Origin of the sequence: Agromyces excoecariae, from assembly GCF_051715505.1 — a bacterium.
Lineage (GTDB): Bacteria > Actinomycetota > Actinomycetes > Actinomycetales > Microbacteriaceae > Agromyces.
Genome location: NZ_JBPSLA010000006.1, coordinates 168,075 through 184,826, shown reverse-complemented (window position 1 = coordinate 184,826; position 16,752 = coordinate 168,075). Strand labels below are relative to the sequence as shown.

The following is a 16,752-nucleotide window of genomic DNA, read 5'->3' as shown; positions in this document are numbered from 1 at the left end:
CCTAGAGTTTCGGCGGCCATAGCGCGAGGGAAACGCCCGGACACATTCCGAACCCGGAAGCTAAGACTCGCAGCGCCGATGGTACTGCAGGGGCGACCCTGTGGGAGAGTAGGACACCGCCGGACATCCTTCACAGAAGAGCCGCCCAACGCCGGGCGGCTCTTCTGCATTTAACGACCCACCCGTCGGCATTCGTGGACGTACCGGCTGCTGATCGCTCACGACCCAGCGCGAGGAATTGCAAGCGGTTACCTCATTGGTCGAGGCTGCCGCCCGCGCTCGCAGGCAGGTTCGCGGGTGAACTGTCCACCGCCTGGTCCGATCATCTGCAAGCGCTTGCATTAACGTCGCGCGCGCTGCTACGTTCGCTCCCAATGTCAGTGGCACGTCGTCGTGCCGGAATCGGGAGTCAAGGATGACGCAACGGGCGCGCGCTCGTACATGGGTGACATTCGGGATCACGGGCGCCGTCGCGGCATCCGCCCTCGCAGTTCTGCCGGTCGCACCGGCGGCCTCGGCAGACGGCGACACCTTCGCCCTCGTCGGCTCGCTGCAGTCTGAGCTCGGCTGCCCGGGCGACTGGCAGCCGGAGTGCGCCACGACGGAACTGCTTCCGACCGACACCCCCGACCTCTACGCGGCGGAGTTCACGCTCCCCGCGGGCCAGTACGAGTACAAGGTCGCGGCGAACGACACGTGGGATGCGTCGTGGGGCCTGAACGGCGGCGGCGACAACATCCCCCTCACCGTCGACGGAGAGGTCGACGTGCGCGTCGTGTTCGATGACGCGCAGAAGCGGGTCGGGCTCGAGCTGCTGAGCATCGACGGCCTCTACGACGAGGCGACCGACGTCGACCTCGTGGCCGCTCCCGCGCGCCAGGCGGGCGGCGACGAGAACTTCTACTTCGTCATGACCGACCGCTTCGCCGACGGCGACCCGACCAACGACACCGCCGGCATCGAGGGCGACCGCCTCGCGCACGGGTACGACCCGACCGACAAGGGCTTCTACCAGGGCGGCGACATCCAGGGGCTCCGCGACCACCTCGACTACATCGAGGGGCTCGGCACGACGGCGATCTGGCTCACGCCGAGCTTCAAGAACAAGCCGGTCCAGGGCGAGGGCGCGAACGCCAGCGCGGGCTACCACGGCTACTGGATCACCGACTTCACGCAGATCGATCCGCACCTCGGCACGAACGCCGAGCTCGAGGCGCTCATCGCCGAGGCGCACGCCAAGGGCATCAAGATCTACTTCGACATCATAACGAACCACACCGCCGACGTGATCGACTACGCCGAGGGCCAGTACTCGTACGTCGACAAGGCCACCAGCCCGTACGCGGACGCGCAGGGGAACGAGTTCGACCCGAGCGCGATCGCGGGCAGCGCCGACTTCCCCGACCTCGACGCGGCGACGAGCTTCCCGTACACGCCCGTCATCGCGCCGGAGGAGGCCGACGTCAAGGTCCCGGCGTGGCTGAACGACCCCACGGTCTACCACAACCGCGGCGACTCGACCTGGGCGGGAGAGTCCGTCACGTACGGCGACTTCGTCGGGCTCGACGACCTGATGACCGAGGACCCGACCGTGGTCGACGGCTTCGTCGACGTCTACCAGGACTGGATCGACCTCGGCATCGACGGCTTCCGCATCGACACCGCCAAGCACGTCAACTTCGAGTTCTGGGAGACCTGGTCGACCGAGGTGCTCGACTACGCGCACGCGGCCGGCAAGCCCGACTTCTTCATGTTCGGCGAGGTCTACGACGCCGATCCCGTGAAGCTCTCGCCGTACGTCCGCGACACCGACATGAACTCGGTGCTCGACTTCACGTTCCAGTCGCAGGCCGTGAGCTACGCGGCCGGCAACTCGGCGAAGAACCTCCAGTCCCTCTTCGCGGGCGACGACTGGTACACGACGCCCGACACCTCGGCCGCCGCGCTGCCGACGTTCCTCGGCAACCACGACATGGGGCGCGTCGGATACTTCCTGGCCTCGACGGGCGGCGCGCTCGAGCGCGACGAGCTCGCGCACGAGCTCATGTACCTCACGCGCGGCCAGCCGGTCGTCTACTACGGCGACGAGCAGGGCTTCGCGGGCACCGGCGGCGACAAGGATGCGCGTCAGACGCTCTTCGCCACCGAGGTGGGCGAGTACGCGAACCAGCCGCTCGTCACGGGCGAGCAGGCCGGCAGCGTCGACCGGTACGACACGGATGCTCCGCTCTACGAGCACATCGCCGCACTCGCGGCGCTCCGCGACGCCCACCCGGCCCTCGACCAGGGTGCGCAGATCGAGCGGTACGTGGCCGACGGTGCCGGCGTGTACGCCTTCAGCCGCGTCGACCGCGACGAGAAGGTCGAGTACCTCGTCGCGGTGAACAACGCGAACGAGGCGAAGACGGTCGACGTGACGACCCTCACCGCCGACGGCGTGTTCACGCCCCTCTACGGCGCCGACGGCCCGGGCGTCACCGCGAACGCGGAGGGCGTGGCATCCGTCTCGGTGCCGGCGCTCGGCGCCGTGGTGCTCCGTGCCGACCGCGAGGTGACGGCACCCGACGCGGCATCCGCCATCGCCGTCGACGTGCCCGCGGCCGGCGCCGGCGTCACCGGCCTGACCGCGGTCTCGGCCGACGTGGCCGACGACACCTGGCAGGAGACGAGCTTCGCGTGGCGCGTCGCCGGCTCCTCCGACTGGCACGCCCTCGGCACCGCCGAGGACACCACCCCGCGGGTCTTCCACGACACGGCCGGGCTCTCGAACGGCACGCTCGTCGAGTACCGCGCGATCTCGACGGATGCCGCGGGGCAGCGTGCCGCGGCATCCACCTACGCCTCGGTCGGCAACGCGGTGAACCTCGTCGTCGAAGAGGAGCCCGAGACCGAGATCGACCTCGTCACGATCCCCGGCAACCACAACTCCGAGATGGGCTGCCCGGGCGATTGGCAGCCCGGCTGCGAGGCCGCGAAGCTCAGGAAGCGCGCCGACGGCATCTACGCCGGCACGTTCGACATCCCGGCGGGGACCTGGGAGTACAAGGTCGCGATCAACGGCAGCTGGGACCTCAACTACGGCGCGAACGGCGTCGAGGGCGGGCCCAACGTGACCTACACGACGGCCGGCGGCCCGGTGACCTTCTACTGGGACCCCCGGACCAAGGTGTTCTCGTCGACGGCCGAGGGCCCCATCGTGACGCTGCCCGGAAGCCTGCAGTCGGAGCTCGGATGCCCCGGCGACTGGCAGCCCGAGTGCATGGTCACGTTCGCACAGGACGGCGACGAGGATGGCGTGTACGAGTTCTCGACCGACCAGCTGCCGACCGGCAACTACGAGGTGAAGGTCGCGCACGGTCTCTCGTGGGATGAGAACTACGGCGTCGACGGCGCGCGGAACGGCGGCAACATCGCCTTCAGCGCGACCGAGGGCAAGCTCGTCACGTTCCGCTACACGCTCGAGACGCACGTGCTCGAGGTCGTCGTCGCCGACCCGCCGCTGGCGGGCACCGGCACGCAGCGCGCGTACTGGCTCGACGCCGACACGCTCGCCTGGCCGGCATCCCTGCTCGGCGGGGCCGACCCGGCGGACCTGACGTGGACCATCGAGCACGCCGCCGACGCAGGCCTCGCGGTCGCCGACGGCGCGGTCACGGGCGGCGGCGACCCGATCGAGCTCGAACTCGATCCCGCCGGCATCGGCGAGGAGCTCACGGCGGCCTTCCCGCACCTCGCCAGCTACGCGGCGCTCCGCCCGGTCGGGCTGGACCGCGACGCGATCGCATCGCTCCTGACCGAGCAGGTGCAGGTCGCACAGCACGACGGCGACCGGCTGACCGCCTTCACCGGCGTGCAGCTGCCGGGCGTGCTCGACGACCTGTACGGCGAGGGCGTGGCATCCGTCACGCTCGGAACCTCGTGGCACGACGGCGAGCCGACCCAGTCGGTGTGGGCGCCGACGGCGCAGTCGGTCTCGCTCCAGCGATGGGATGCCGGCTCGACCGGCGACGCCGAGGTGCTCCCGGCGACGTTCGACGACGAGTCGGGTGTGTGGTCCGTGACGGGCGACGCGCTCGGCGCGGGCGACGAGGTCCGCTGGCTCGTCGAGGTGTACGCCCCGTCGACCGGTGCGATCGAGCAGAACTCGGTCACCGACCCGTACTCGCAGGCGCTCACCGTGAACTCGACGCGCACGGTGCTCGTCGACCTCGACGATGAGGCGCTCGCGCCCGAACTCTGGGCCGACACCCCGGCGCCGATCGTCGAGAGCCAGGTCGACCGGGCCATCACCGAGCTGCACGTGCGCGACTTCTCGATCACCGATGAGACGGTGCCCGAGCAGGAGCGCGGCACGTACCGCGCGTTCACGCGGAACAGCGCGGGCACGGCCCAGCTGCGCCAGCTCGCCGCGGCCGGCATCAACACGGTGCACCTGCTGCCGACGTTCGACATCGCGACCATCGAGGAGCGCCGCGACCAGCAGGCGACCCCCGACTGCGACCTCGAGACGTTCGGTCCCGCGGACGAGGACCAGCAGGCCTGCATCGAGGCGATCCGCGACCTCGACGGCTTCAACTGGGGCTACGACCCGTACCACTTCCAGGCGCCCGAGGGCTCGTACGCCGTCGACCCCGACGGTGGTGCGCGCGTCGAGGAGTTCCGCGAGATGGTCGGAGCCCTGCACGCCAACGGCCTGCAGGTCGTGCTCGACGAGGTGTACAACCACACCGCGGCGTCGGGCCAGGGTGGGAAGTCGGTGCTCGACAAGGTCGTGCCCGGCTACTACCAGCGGCTCAACGCGACCGGCGGGGTCGAGACCTCGACCTGCTGCCAGAACGTCGCGACCGAGAACGCCATCGCCGAGAAGCTCATGGTCGACTCGGTCGTCCTGTGGGCCCGGGAGTACAAGGTCGACGGGTTCCGCTTCGACCTGATGGGCCACCACTCGAAGGACAACCTGCTCGCCGTGCGAGCCGCACTCGACGAGCTCACCCTCGACGAGGACGGCGTCGACGGTTCGGCGGTGTTCCTGTACGGCGAGGGGTGGAACTTCGGCGAGGTCGCGAACAACGCCAGGTTCGAGCAGGCCTCGCAGGGGCAGCTCGGCGGCACCGGGATCGCCACGTTCAACGACCGCCTGCGCGACGGCGTGCACGGCGGCAGCCCGGTCGCGGGCGATTCGAAGTACGAGCAGGGCTTCGGCACCGGCCTCGCGGGCGAGCCGAACGGCCGGCCCGTGCGCGACGGCATCCGGAACCTCGGCCAGCAGACCGACCTCGTGAAGATCGGACTCGCGGGCAATCTCCGCGACTTCGAGTTCACCGGGTACGACGGCGTCGTGAAGACGGGCGCCGAGGTCGACTACAACGGCTCGCCCGCCGGCTACGCCGACCAGCCCGACGAGGTCATCAACTACGTCGACGCGCACGACAACGAGACGCTCTTCGACCTCGGGGTGCTGAAGCTGCCGCAGGAGACGTCGATGGCCGACCGGATCCGCATGAACACGCTGTCGCTGGCGACCGTGACGTTCTCGCAGAGCCCGTCGTTCTGGCACGCCGGCACCGAGTTGCTCCGCTCGAAGTCGCTCGACCGCAACAGCTACAACTCGGGCGACTGGTTCAACCGTATCGACTGGACCGGCCAGGAATCGACCTTCGGGTCGGGCCTGCCGATGAAGGCCGATAACGAGGACCACTGGCCCGTCATGCGCGAGCTGCTCGCCGACCCGGCGCTGAAGCCGACCGCCGAGGACATCGCCGCGGCCGAGGCATCCGCGCTCGACCTGCTGCGCGTGCGCTCGTCGGTCGACCTCCTGACGCTCGGCTCCGCCGAGCTCATCGAACAGAAGGTGTCGTTCCCGAACAGCGGGGCGGATGCCACGGACGGCCTCATCGTGATGCTCATCGACGACCTGGTCGGCGACGACGTCGACCCGGCGCTCGAGGGCGCGCTCGTGGTGTTCAACGCCTCCGGCGAGCCGATCACCGAGCGGATCGACGGGCTCGAGGGCCGCGACTTCAAGCTCGCCAAGCCGCTGCAGACCGGCGTCGACGAGGTCGTCAAGGAGACGAAGTGGAAGGCGAAGACCGGGACGCTCACGATTCCGGCGCGCACGGCCGCGGTGCTCGTCTCGGAGCAGAAGGCGAAGGCTCCGGGCAAGGGCGGGGCCGCGGCGACCGGACCGAAGGCGGGCGCCGCTCCGGGTTCGGGCGCGGCGACCGGCTCGACGTCGGACGCCGGTTCGGCTGCGGCCGCGGCCGCCGCGTCAGGCGATCAGGTCGTGCGCCTCGACGCGGGTTCGGTGAAGGTCGGTTCGACGCTCGCGGTGGCGGGCTCCGGCTTCGCACCGGGTGAACTCGTGCAGGTGTGGCTCGAGTCGACGCCGCGCCTCCTCGAGGCGCAGTCCGCCGGTGCCGACGGATCGGTCGCCTTCGAGGTGACGATCCCGGCGGGGACCGAGATCGACGGACACCACGTCCGGCTGATCGGCGTGGCCTCGGGCGCTGAAGCGGTCGCGGGGCTCACGGTGGTGGGGCCGCTCGGGCTCACCACAACACAGGGTGCGCTGGCGGCGCTGCTGGCGCTCGCCGTGGTCGCGGCCGGGGGCGTCGTCATCGGGCCGCGCCTGCGCCGCACTCGCCGAGCGGCCTGAGAGCGCCGGGCGAGGCGAGTGTGCGCCGCCTCGCCCGGAGCGTGGGGTCGGCACCCCGGACTCGTTCCGGGCCCGATCCGCGCACGACACGATGCCCGGCGCACCCCCCAGGCGCCGGGCATCGTCGTCGGTGCGGAACCGATGTCTCCTAGAGCGGGATGTCGACCCCGCAGCTGTCGAAGGCGTAGAACAGGTCCGCGCCGTGCGCGGCGAAGATCTCGTCGATGCCCTTGCCGTCGCCGGCCTTCTCCTCGTGCGGGTTGTTCCCGGCGACGACGCCGTCCTGGCCGCTGACTCCCTTGACGTGGATGGTGAACGACATCGGTGCCCCGGTCGATGCGTACGCGTCGGTCACGCACTCGGCGTCCGCCGGTTCGAGGCCCATCGTCAGCTCCTCGAAGTACACCGTGAACCACGCCTGCGATTTGCTCGCGCCGGCGTTGCCCTTCTCAGAACGGTTCGCGTTGTAGCACTCGTGCGCGTAGGCGGCCATGCCGCTGCCCAGGGTGATGGCGGCGGCCAGGCCGACGCCGGCGCCGATGTTGGTCAGAGTTCTCGAGAACATCCTTGCTCCACTTCGATTCGGGTTGGAACGGACCGTCGACCGGACCGTCGCACCTCGACGATGCCCCCGATCGACGCTGATGGATTCAGGGTGCTCCCCGAGATCGCCGGCGCGACACCCCCAGAAACGGGGGCATTCCTCATGTTCCAGAACTGACGCGATGAGGAGCCTGATCAGCCTCTTCCGCGCACGAGAACGGCGTGGCAGCGCTCCAGGCGAGCGAGCCACCACGCTGCGCGATCCCCGTCGGCGGCGTACCGGTCGAGGAGCGCCGGGTCGGGCTCGACGCGGCGGACGTCGATCGCGCCGTCGCCCGGGAGGAGTGGATCGGCCGTGACATCCGCTGCCAGGAGGGAGGCCGTGCCGAGCCCGCAGTCGTAGTCCAGCGTCGGGACGGCCGCGGCCAGGTGCGCACCCATGGCGAGCCCCACGCTGGTGTCGAGCGCGCTCGAGACGACGATCGGCAGGCCGGCCCGCTCGACGACGTCGAGGGCGCGACGGATGCCGCCGAGCGGCGCGGCCTTCACGACGAGGAGGTCGGCGGCGCGGGCCGCCGCGACGGCGAGCGGGTCGGCGGCTCGTCGCACGCTCTCGTCGGCGGCGATGGGGATGCCCATGTACGTGGTTCGCGTCCGGATCTCGGCGAGTTCGGCGACGCTCGGGCACGGCTGCTCGACGTACTCGAGGTCGAACGGCGCGAGCGCGTGGATCGCGTGCTCGGCCTCGTCGATGTTCCATCCGCCGTTCGCGTCGACGCGGATGCGCCCCTCGGGCCCCATCGCATCGCGCACCGCGCGCACGCGCGCGACATCCTGTTCGAGGGTCTGGTCGGATGCCCCGACCTTGACCTTCGCCGTCCGGCAGCCCGGGAACCGCTCGAGCACCGTCGGCACGGCGTCGGCGTCGACGGCGGGGATGGTCGCGTTGACGGGGATGCGGTCACGGTGGGCAGTGGGCGCCGGGCTCCAGCCGAAGTCGATCGCGGCGGCGAGCCAGTCCGCGGCCTCGTCGTCGTCGTACTCGGCGAACGGCGCGAACTCGGTCCAGCCCTCCGGGCCCTCGAACAGCACGGCCTCGCGCACGTCGATGCCGCGGAAGCGCGTGACGAGCGGGAGCGCGACCACCCGTGCGGTCGCGAGCAGGTCGTGGACGGGCGGCAGGGCATCGGCGCTCATGCGTCGAGTCTGCCACTCGGTCGGGGAGCCCCGCGCGGCCCGAACTAGGCTGGAGGCCATGGCTGTCGAGGTGTCGGGACTGTTCGATCCGAGCGAGTGGGCGGATGCCGCGGCATCCGTCACCGGCGGCGCCGGATTCACCGACATCACCTACCACCACTCGACCGACGGCCGCATCGCGCGCATCGCATTCGACCGGCCGGAGGTCCGCAACGCGTTCCGCCCGCACTCGGTCGACGAGCTGTATCGCGCACTCGAGGATGCGCGCACGAACCCGCGCATCGGCGTGGTGCTGCTGACCGGGAACGGGCCGAGCCCGAAGGACGGCGGCTGGGCGTTCTGCTCGGGGGGAGACCAGCGCATCCGCGGCCGCGACGGGTACCAGTACTCGGCCGCCGAGGGCGAGGTCGTGAAGGATCCCGCCGCCGCGGCGGCGACCGGGCGACTCCACATCCTCGAGGTGCAGCGGCTGATCCGGTTCATGCCGAAGGTCGTCATCGCGGTCGTGCCCGGGTGGGCGGCGGGCGGCGGCCATTCGCTGCACGTGGTCTGCGACCTGACGATCGCCAGTCGCGAGCACGGCCGCTTCAAGCAGACGGATGCCGATGTCGGCAGCTTCGACGCCGGATACGGGTCGGCGTACATGGCCCGCCAGGTCGGGCAGAAGCTCGCGCGCGAGGTGTTCTTCCTCGCGGAGGAGTACTCGGCCGACCGGGCGTACGAGATGGGCGCCGTGAACCGCGTCGTGCCGCACGCCGACCTCGAGCGCGAGGCGATCGCGATGGCGCGCACCATCCTCACGAAGTCGCCGACCGCGATCCGCATGCTGAAGTTCGCGTTCAACGCGGTCGACGACGGGCTGGTCGGGCAACAGGTGTTCGCGGGCGAGGCGACGCGGCTCGCGTACGGCACCGACGAGGCGGTCGAGGGGCGCGACTCGTTCCTCGAGAAGCGCGAGGCCGACTGGGGTCCGTACCCGTGGCACTACTGAGCGGCCGGCGCGAATCCAGACACCGGTCGACCCGGTTACGGGCGCATCGATGAAACCCCTCATCCGGGTTCCGGCCGCCGACGTGCCGCGGCTCATGGCTCGGTTGCGCGAGGCGGTGCTGCTCGACGGGCCCGCGGTGCTGCCGGTCGCCGCCGAGACCGAACCGGCGGACCCGAGGGAGACCCTCGTCGACGACGAGGTCGCCGTGGTCGTCGAGACGAGCGGATCGACCGACCGGCCGAAGCGCGTCGCGCTCTCGGGTGCCGCGCTCCGCGCGAGTGCCGGAGCGACGTCGCGCCGATTCGGCGGCGTGCACGGGCAGTGGCTGCTCGCACTGCCGGGCACCTACATCGCGGGTATCCAGGTGCTCGTACGCTCGCTCGTCGCCGGCACGTCGCCGACGATCATGCCGACGGGCGGATTCACCCCCGAGGGCTTCGTCGAGGCGGCTCGCGCGCTTGACCCCGACCTGCCGTGGTTCACCTCGCTCGTGCCCGTGCAGCTCGCGCGGCTCGTCGAGGCGGCTGACGCCGAGCGCTCGGTGCGGGCGGCGCTCGGTTCCTTCGAGGCGATCCTGCTCGGTGGGCAGGCCGCCCCGGCCGGACTCGTCGAGCGTGCCGCCGCGCTCGGCGCGCGCGTGCACCGCACCTACGGTTCCAGCGAGACCGCGGGCGGATGCGTCTACGACGGAATCCCCCTGCCCGGAGTCGACGTGCGGATCGTCGACGGCGAGGTGCAGCTCGCCGGGCGGATGCTCGCAGAGGGGTACCTCGACGACCCCGAACGGACTGCGCGCGCCTTCGCGGTCGATGCCGACGGGCGACGGTGGTACCGCACGGGCGACCTCGGCTCGCTCGGCGACGACGGGCGCCTGCGCATCACCGGCCGGGCCGACGACGTGATCATCTCGGGCGGCGTCAAGGTCGTGCTCGGCGAGGTCGAGCGCGCGGTGCACGGCGTCGCCGGCTTCGCCGACGCGATCGTGGTGGCGGTCCCCGACCGCGAATGGGGCGAGCGGGCCGCGGTGCTCGTGTCCGGTCCGGCCGCGGGCGCCGCCGGCGTGCTCGAGGCACTGCGTGCGGCGACGGATGCCGCGGGGCTGCCGTCCGCCGGCCGACCGGTGCGCGTCGTCGCGGTCGACGAGCTGCCGCGACTCGCCTCGGGCAAGCCCGACCGCGTCGCGGCATCCGCCCTCGTTCGCGGCGCCCCCCGCGACTGACGCGCGCCGGCGATGCCGGTGGCCCGTGATACCCGCCCGGCGCACGCCGGCGGAGCCGGCGCAGCGGCATGCGCAATAGCATGTCGGGGTGGCACGCCCGAAGACCCAGCGCACGCAGTCATCCCAGTCCGCTCGACCGGCCGAGGCCGGTAGGGCCTCGAAGCCTCGGACGAACGGACGTTCCGGCAACCCGGCGAAGGCCGCCGCGGGCACCCCGCGCGCGCAGCGCGGGCCCGCGAGCTTCCGCGATTGGGTGGGCGGCGCGCGCCTTCGCACGCTTCCGCTCGCGATCGCCCCGGTCGCGCTCGGCACCGGCGCCGGGGTCGTGCTGCTCGGCTACCTCGACGAGCCGTTCCATCCGTGGCGGGCGGTGCTCGCGCTCGTCGTGGCGCTCGCCCTGCAGATCGGCGTGAACTACGCCAACGACTACTCCGACGGCGTGCGCGGCACCGACCGGCACCGGGTCGGCCCCGCCCGGCTGGTGGGTTCCGGCGCCGCGACGCCGAAGCAGGTGCTGACCGTCGCGCTCGTGTTCTTCGGGCTGGCGGCCGTCGCCGGCCTCGCCCTCGTCGTGATCACGCAGCAGTGGTGGCTGCTCGCGGTCGGCGCCGCCGCCATCGTCGCGGCCTGGTTCTACACGGGCGGCAAGCGCCCCTACGGCTACTACGGCCTCGGCGAACTGTTCGTCTTCGTGTTCTTCGGCCTCGTCGCGACCGCGGGGTCGACGTACGTGCAGGCGATCGACGTGAACCTGGAGTCCTGGACGGGCGGGGTCGGGGTCGGCCTCATCGCGTGCGCGGTGCTCATGGCGAACAACCTGCGCGACGTCGACCAGGACCGCATCGCGGGCAAGCGCACGCTCGCGGTGCTCGTCGGACCGCTCGTCGGACGCATCCTCTTCGCCGTCTTCATGCTCGCGCCGTTCGCGATCACCGTGTTCTGGGCGCTGCTCTACCCGCCGGCCTGGCTCGTGCTCTTCGCGCTGCTCGCCGCACTGCCCGCGTGCGTCATCGTCGGGTGGGCGCGCACGCCTCGGGAACTCATCATCGGGCTGCAGCTCGCCAGCGTGACGGCGCTCGCGTACGGCCTCGGCATGGGATTCGCCTTCGCGTACTAGCGACGGATGCCGCGGCCTACTCGGCCCGGCGGTGCTCCGCCTCGTCGATCGCGGAGTCCTCGGCCTCGTCGTCGGCCGTGACGAGCGGCTGCTCGCGGTGGCGGGCCGCGTAGAGGTCCTGCGCCATCGCCTCGCGCTGCTTGCGGAGGAAGATGAGCGATGCGCTGAAGCCGAAGAGCGCGGCCACGATCACGGAGATCCACGGCGTGACGCCGGCGACGAGCAGGACCACGAGCGGTGCGGCGAAGAGGATCACGCGCAGCAGCGTGTAGCGGAGCCAGACGGGGACGGCGTTCACCCGATCAGTGTAGGCGGCCCAGTCTGGGTGCTCGCTCCCAGCCGAACGTGATGCGACGCGCCTAGAATCGGTGCATGGTCCGCCTCTGGTTGATCGCCGGTGTCGCTGCCGTGGTCTTCACGATCTACGCGGCGGTCGACTGCGCGCTGTTCGATCGCACTCGCATCCGCGGTCTTCCGCGCGGGTGGTGGATCGTGGTGATCCTGCTCGTCCCGGTGATCGGCGCCGCCCTGTGGTTCATCGTGGGTCGCGGGCGCGCCCTGCGCGTCGGCCGCGTGAACCCGCACAGCAACGCACCCGACGACGACCCCGAGTTCCTGCGCCGCCTGCGGGCCGACGCCGAGCACGAGGAGCGCATCCGCCGCCTGGAGCAGGAGCTCGAGCAGCTCGACCACGAGCTCGACGCCGGCGGCGACCACCGCGACGCCGACGCCGACGGGCACGGCGCCGCGAGGCCGCTGGGCGACGACGCGCTCGGCACCGACCGTCGTCGCAACGACGGAACCGACGGTCCCGGCGACGCCGGCCCGTCACCGCGGCCGAATGGCTGAGGCCCGATCCGTCGCGAGTCCCGCCACCGCAGCCGCGCTCGCGCTGCTGTCGAACCTCGTGCGCGCCGGAGTGACCGACGTCGTCGTGGCGCCCGGGTCGCGCTCGCAGGCGCTCGCGCTCGCCGCCGCGGAGCTCGAGCGCGTCGGCGGCATCCGCCTGCACGTGCGCATCGACGAGCGCGGCGCGGGCTTCCTCGCGCTCGGCATCGCGGTCGAGACGGGGCGCCCGGCCGTGGTCGTCACGACCTCCGGCACCGCGGTCGCGAACCTGCACCCCGCCGTGCTCGAGGCGCACCACGCCGGCGTGCCGCTGATCGTCGCGACGGCCGACCGCCCGGCGGAGCTTCGCGGCATCCGCTCGAACCAGACGACGATGCAGCCCGGGATCTTCGCGGGCGCCGTCCGGTTCGAGCGCGACGTCGCCCCGCCGGAGGGGCGGGCGGGCGAGCTGGATGCGGCGGCGCGACTGGCGCGCGAGGCCGTGCGCGCGTCACTCGGCATCGACGCCGACGGCGTGCTCGTGCCGCACCCCGGCCCGGGGCCGGTGCACCTGAACCTGCAGTACCGCGAGCCGCTCTCGTCGGCCGAGTCGCTCGAGGCGCCCCCGGTCGTGCGGGCGGATGCCGCGGCATCCGTCGCCTCGATCACCGCCGCCGCCGAGGCCGACGCGCAGGCCGGTGTCGCCCGCCTCGAGCACGGCCCGCGCACGGTCGTGGTCGCGGGCGCCGGCGCAGGGCCGGGAGCCGAGGAGTTCGCGCGGGCGGGCGGATGGCCCCTCATCGCGGAGGTCACGAGCGGTGCCCGGTTCGGACCGAACCTCGTGGTCGCGTACCGCGAACTGCTCCGCGAGCCCGGGTTCGGCGACGAGGTCGAGCGGGTGATCGTGTTCGGGCATCCGACGCTCTCGCGCGAGGTGCCCGCCCTGGTGCAGCGCGATGGCGTCGAGACCATCGCCGTCGCGCCGTGGGGCATCGAGTGGTTCGACCCGGGCCATGCCGTCGACCGGTTCGAGCGGGCCGTGCGGGTGGAGCCGCACGAGCCGACGGCCGAGGAGCGCGCGTGGACCGGGCGCTGGGTGCGGGCCAGTCGCATCCTGCTCGACCGGCGCGATGAGGTCGAAGCCGGCGCGGATGACGCCGCCCCGGGCTCGGGCGGGCTCCGCAGCGGGGTCGACGAGACCGGGCACGTGAGCGACTACGCCGCGCAGCGCGCGTACCTGAAGGACCAGCTCGCGCGCATCCGCACGCCCGTCGACCGCCGCATGCTCGTCGAGGCGCTCTGGGCGGCGACGTGGCCGCACGACCGGCTCGTGTTCGGCGCGTCGCGCCTGATCCGCGACGCCGACCGGAACGTGCCGGGCCGACGCATCCCGGTGCATGCCAACCGGGGGCTCGCGGGCATCGACGGCACGGTCGCGACGGCGATCGGCATCGCGGTCGCGAGCCAGGCGGCGGCGCCCGGTGCCGCCTCGCCGGCAGCGGCGACGGATGCCCCGGGCGGGGCCGACGAACCCGGCACCCCGGTCACCCCGACCGCGACCGGAATCACCCGCGTGCTGGTCGGCGACCTGACGCTGCTGCACGACGTCGGCTCGCTCCTGCTCGGCGCGGGCGAGGCTCGTCCGCGCGTGCTCGTGGTCGTCGGCAACGACGGCGGCGGCACGATCTTCGACGCGCTCGAGGTCGCGGCATCCGCCCCGGACGACGCCTTCGACCGCGTGCAGTACACGCCGCAGTCGGTCGACCTCTCGGCGCTCGCGGCGGCCTACGGCTGGGAGTACCGGCGCGCGGCAACGCGCGGCGAGCTCGACGAGGCGCTCGGCACGGCCGTCACGGGCCCGACGCTGCTCGAGGTGCCGCTCCCACGCTGAAGCCCGTGGCGCGACCCCTTGCCGTGGCATCCGTCGGCCCCCGATGATGGGGGAGCGCCGCGGCCGTCGCGGCCGTGAGGGGAGCACCGTGGGGCTGGAGAAGTACTGGGCGAGCGATCCGATGGACGTGCTGCGCGTGCGGCAGGACTTCGTGCTCGCCGATGTCGAGACGGGCTCGACTCCCGGGTTCGAGGGCAAGAAGCGCGAGGCCGAGAAGTCGCTCGACGTCGGTGCGAAGATCTTCGCGGACCTGCAGGAGCAGCTCTTCGCCGGTCATCAGATGGGCGACGACCCGCGCCGCGTGCTGCTCGTGCTGCAGGCGATGGACACCGCCGGGAAGGGCGGCATCGTCAAGCACGTGATGAGCGCCGTCGACCCGCAGGGCGTGCAGCTCGCGACGTTCAAGAAGCCCAGCGAGGAGGAACTCGCGCACGACTTCCTCTGGCGCATCCGCAAGGAGGTGCCGGAGGGCGGCATGATCGGCGTGTTCGACCGGTCGCACTACGAGGACGTCCTCATCGCACGGGTGCGGGAACTCGCGCCGCCCGAGGAGATCGAGGAGCGCTACGAGGCCATCAATGAGTTCGAGGCCGAGCTCGCCGCATCCGGCACGACCATCATCAAGGTCATGCTGCACATCTCGATGGACGAGCAGCGGTCGCGCCTCCTGAAGCGCCTCAAGCGGCGGGACAAGCACTGGAAGTTCAACCCGTCCGACATCGACGAGCGCATGCTCGCGCCGAAGTACCGCGAGGCGTACCAGCTCGTCTTCGATCGCACGACGACGCCGTACGCGCCCTGGTACGTGGTGCCCGCCGACCACAAGTGGTACGCGCGACTCGCGGTGCAGCACCTGCTCATCGACGCGCTCGAGGGCATGAAGCTCGACTGGCCGCTCGCGGACTACGACATCGAGGAGCAGAAGGCGCGGCTCGCGACGGGGTGACGCGCGGGCGGATGCCGCCTCGCCGACGGGTCTAGGGAACCGGCGGCGACGGCGGCGGCGCGCCGAACGCCTCGACGATCGGCCGGAACTTCATGTCGGTCTCGGCGAGCTCGTCGGCCGGCACCGAGTCGTGGACGATGCCGCATCCGGCATATGCGCGCACGGTGCCGTCCGCCGACACCTGCGCGCAGCGCAGCGCGATCGCCCACTCGCCGTCGCCCTCGGCGTCGACCCAGCCCACGGGCCCGGCGTAGCGCCCGCGGTCGAAGCCCTCGAGCTCGGCGATCGCCCTGAGTGCGACGGCCCGGGGCGTGCCCGCGACCGCGGCGGTCGGGTGCACCGCGCGGACGAGGTCGAGCGAGCTCGAGCCGTCGCCGAGCGTGCCCTTGAGGTCGGTCGCGAGGTGCCACAGGTTCGGCAGCTGCAGGGTGAACGGTTCGGGGCTCGCGTCGAGCCGGGCGGTGTGCGGGGCGAGCGTCGCGACGGCGCTCTCGACGGCGAGGGCGTGCTCGGCGAGGTCCTTGTGCGAGGCCGCGAGGTGCGCGGCCTGGCCGCGATCGGATGCCGCATCCCGTCCGCGCGACGCGGTGCCGGCGAGCACGCGCGCCGAGACCGTTCCGTGGTCGACGCGGACGAGGGTCTCGGGGCTCGCGCCGATGAGTCCGTCGACGGCGAAGACCCACGTGTCGGGGTAGTCGTCGGCGAGCTTCGCGAGTGCTGCACGCAGCCCGGCGCCCTCGTGCAGCGTGCCGACGATCTCGCGAGCGAGCACCACCTTCTCGAAGCGTCCGTCGTCGATGCGGCGCACCGCCTCGCCGACGGCGTCGGTGTACGCCTCGGGCGGCATGGCGCCGGGCTCGAAGCGCACCCGGGGCACGTCGCGCTTCGGCGCGGGATCGGGCAGTTCGACCGGTGCGGGCGGCGCAGCGGATGCCGCGTCGACGAGTTCGATCCGCGTGACCCACGCACGCCCGTCGCGCCGACCGAGCACGATCTCGGGGACGACGAGCACGCTCGTCGCCGCGGACTCGTCGGCGAACGCGATCGCGCCGAACGCGACGAGCCCGCTGCCGGGGAGGCCGACGCGGTCGTCGACGTCGGCCGCGGCGGCGACGCGCTGCCACTCGCGCGCGGCGTCGGCGACCCGATCGGGGCCACGCGACTCGATGCGCAGCACCTCGCCGAGGCCGATGATGCCCTCGCCGCGGCGCATCCAGAGCAGCGGACGCCTCGGGTCGAGGCGTGGCACGAGCGGAGCGGTCTCGTCCACCGCGACGGTGCGGACGCGCAGCCCCGTGTCGGCGGCGGGAGGCGCCGCGGCATCCGTTCGCGTCACCGGACCAGCCTACGCCGGGCCGTCGGCCG

At 72.2% G+C, this 16,752-nt stretch carries 11 protein-coding genes and 1 rRNA gene; 8 read left to right on the top strand and 4 right to left on the bottom strand.

The window, feature by feature from the left end; genetic code table 11:
• Positions 1 to 8: 8 nt before the first annotated feature.
• Both rrf and pulA read left to right on the top strand, forming a co-directional pair.
• Positions 9 to 125, top strand: a 5S ribosomal RNA gene (gene rrf / locus ACSJD1_RS08045).
• Positions 126 to 415: 290 nt separating this feature from the next.
• Positions 416 to 6,655 carry a pullulanase-type alpha-1,6-glucosidase gene (gene pulA, locus ACSJD1_RS08040; RefSeq protein WP_438854793.1) on the top strand — a complete coding sequence of 2,080 codons (6,240 nt, stop codon included), beginning with the start codon at positions 416 to 418 and terminating at the stop codon, positions 6,653 to 6,655.
• 148 nt (positions 6,656 to 6,803) lie between these two features.
• Here the strand turns inward: pulA and ACSJD1_RS08035 are convergent, their stop codons facing one another.
• Both ACSJD1_RS08035 and ACSJD1_RS08030 read right to left on the bottom strand, forming a co-directional pair.
• Entirely contained in the window at positions 6,804 to 7,220 is a 417-nt protein-coding gene (locus ACSJD1_RS08035; RefSeq protein ID WP_438854792.1) for a hypothetical protein, read from the bottom strand.
• Between the two features lie 173 nt (positions 7,221 to 7,393).
• On the bottom strand, positions 7,394 to 8,395 hold the full coding sequence (locus ACSJD1_RS08030; protein ID WP_438854791.1) for an o-succinylbenzoate synthase: 1,002 nt from the start codon (positions 8,393 to 8,395) through the stop codon (positions 7,394 to 7,396).
• Between the two features lie 58 nt (positions 8,396 to 8,453).
• Between ACSJD1_RS08030 and ACSJD1_RS08025 the strand changes: the two genes are divergently transcribed.
• From ACSJD1_RS08025 to ACSJD1_RS08015, 3 genes are all read left to right on the top strand, one after another.
• Positions 8,454 to 9,386: a 1,4-dihydroxy-2-naphthoyl-CoA synthase gene (locus ACSJD1_RS08025; RefSeq protein ID WP_438854790.1), complete on the top strand. Its 933-nt coding sequence runs from the start codon at positions 8,454 to 8,456 to the stop codon at positions 9,384 to 9,386.
• Positions 9,387 to 9,435: 49 nt separating this feature from the next.
• A complete protein-coding gene (locus ACSJD1_RS08020; RefSeq protein WP_438854789.1) occupies positions 9,436 to 10,605 on the top strand; it encodes an AMP-binding protein in 1,170 nt (389 codons plus the stop codon).
• An 88-nt stretch (positions 10,606 to 10,693) separates the two neighbouring features.
• Complete coding sequence (locus tag ACSJD1_RS08015) at positions 10,694 to 11,722, top strand: 1,4-dihydroxy-2-naphthoate polyprenyltransferase (protein WP_438854788.1); 1,029 nt, start codon at positions 10,694 to 10,696, stop codon at positions 11,720 to 11,722.
• A 16-nt stretch (positions 11,723 to 11,738) separates the two neighbouring features.
• Here ACSJD1_RS08015 and ACSJD1_RS08010 read toward each other — a convergent pair whose 3' ends face one another.
• Positions 11,739 to 12,020 (bottom strand): DUF4229 domain-containing protein, encoded by a 282-nt coding sequence (locus ACSJD1_RS08010; RefSeq protein WP_438854787.1) that lies wholly within the window; start codon positions 12,018 to 12,020, stop codon positions 11,739 to 11,741.
• Between the two features lie 74 nt (positions 12,021 to 12,094).
• Between ACSJD1_RS08010 and ACSJD1_RS08005 the strand changes: the two genes are divergently transcribed.
• The 3 genes from ACSJD1_RS08005 (at position 12,095) to ACSJD1_RS07995 (ending at position 15,387) form a co-directional block, all read left to right on the top strand.
• Positions 12,095 to 12,571, top strand: a complete 477-nt coding sequence (locus tag ACSJD1_RS08005) for a PLD nuclease N-terminal domain-containing protein (protein ID WP_438854786.1) — start codon at positions 12,095 to 12,097, stop codon at positions 12,569 to 12,571.
• Entirely contained in the window at positions 12,564 to 14,441 is a 1,878-nt protein-coding gene (gene menD, locus ACSJD1_RS08000) for a 2-succinyl-5-enolpyruvyl-6-hydroxy-3-cyclohexene-1-carboxylic-acid synthase (RefSeq protein ID WP_438854785.1), read from the top strand. Before ACSJD1_RS08005 ends, menD begins: the two co-directional genes overlap by 8 nt.
• A 121-nt stretch (positions 14,442 to 14,562) precedes the next feature.
• The gene (locus tag ACSJD1_RS07995; RefSeq protein ID WP_438854798.1) at positions 14,563 to 15,387 is read left to right on the top strand and encodes a PPK2 family polyphosphate kinase; all 825 of its coding nucleotides are present in this window, start codon (positions 14,563 to 14,565) and stop codon (positions 15,385 to 15,387) included.
• A 31-nt stretch (positions 15,388 to 15,418) separates the two neighbouring features.
• On the opposite strand, the gene ACSJD1_RS07990 is transcribed toward ACSJD1_RS07995, so the two are convergent.
• Positions 15,419 to 16,723 (bottom strand): isochorismate synthase, encoded by a 1,305-nt coding sequence (locus ACSJD1_RS07990; RefSeq protein WP_438854784.1) that lies wholly within the window; start codon positions 16,721 to 16,723, stop codon positions 15,419 to 15,421.
• Positions 16,724 to 16,752: the final 29 nt, after the last annotated feature.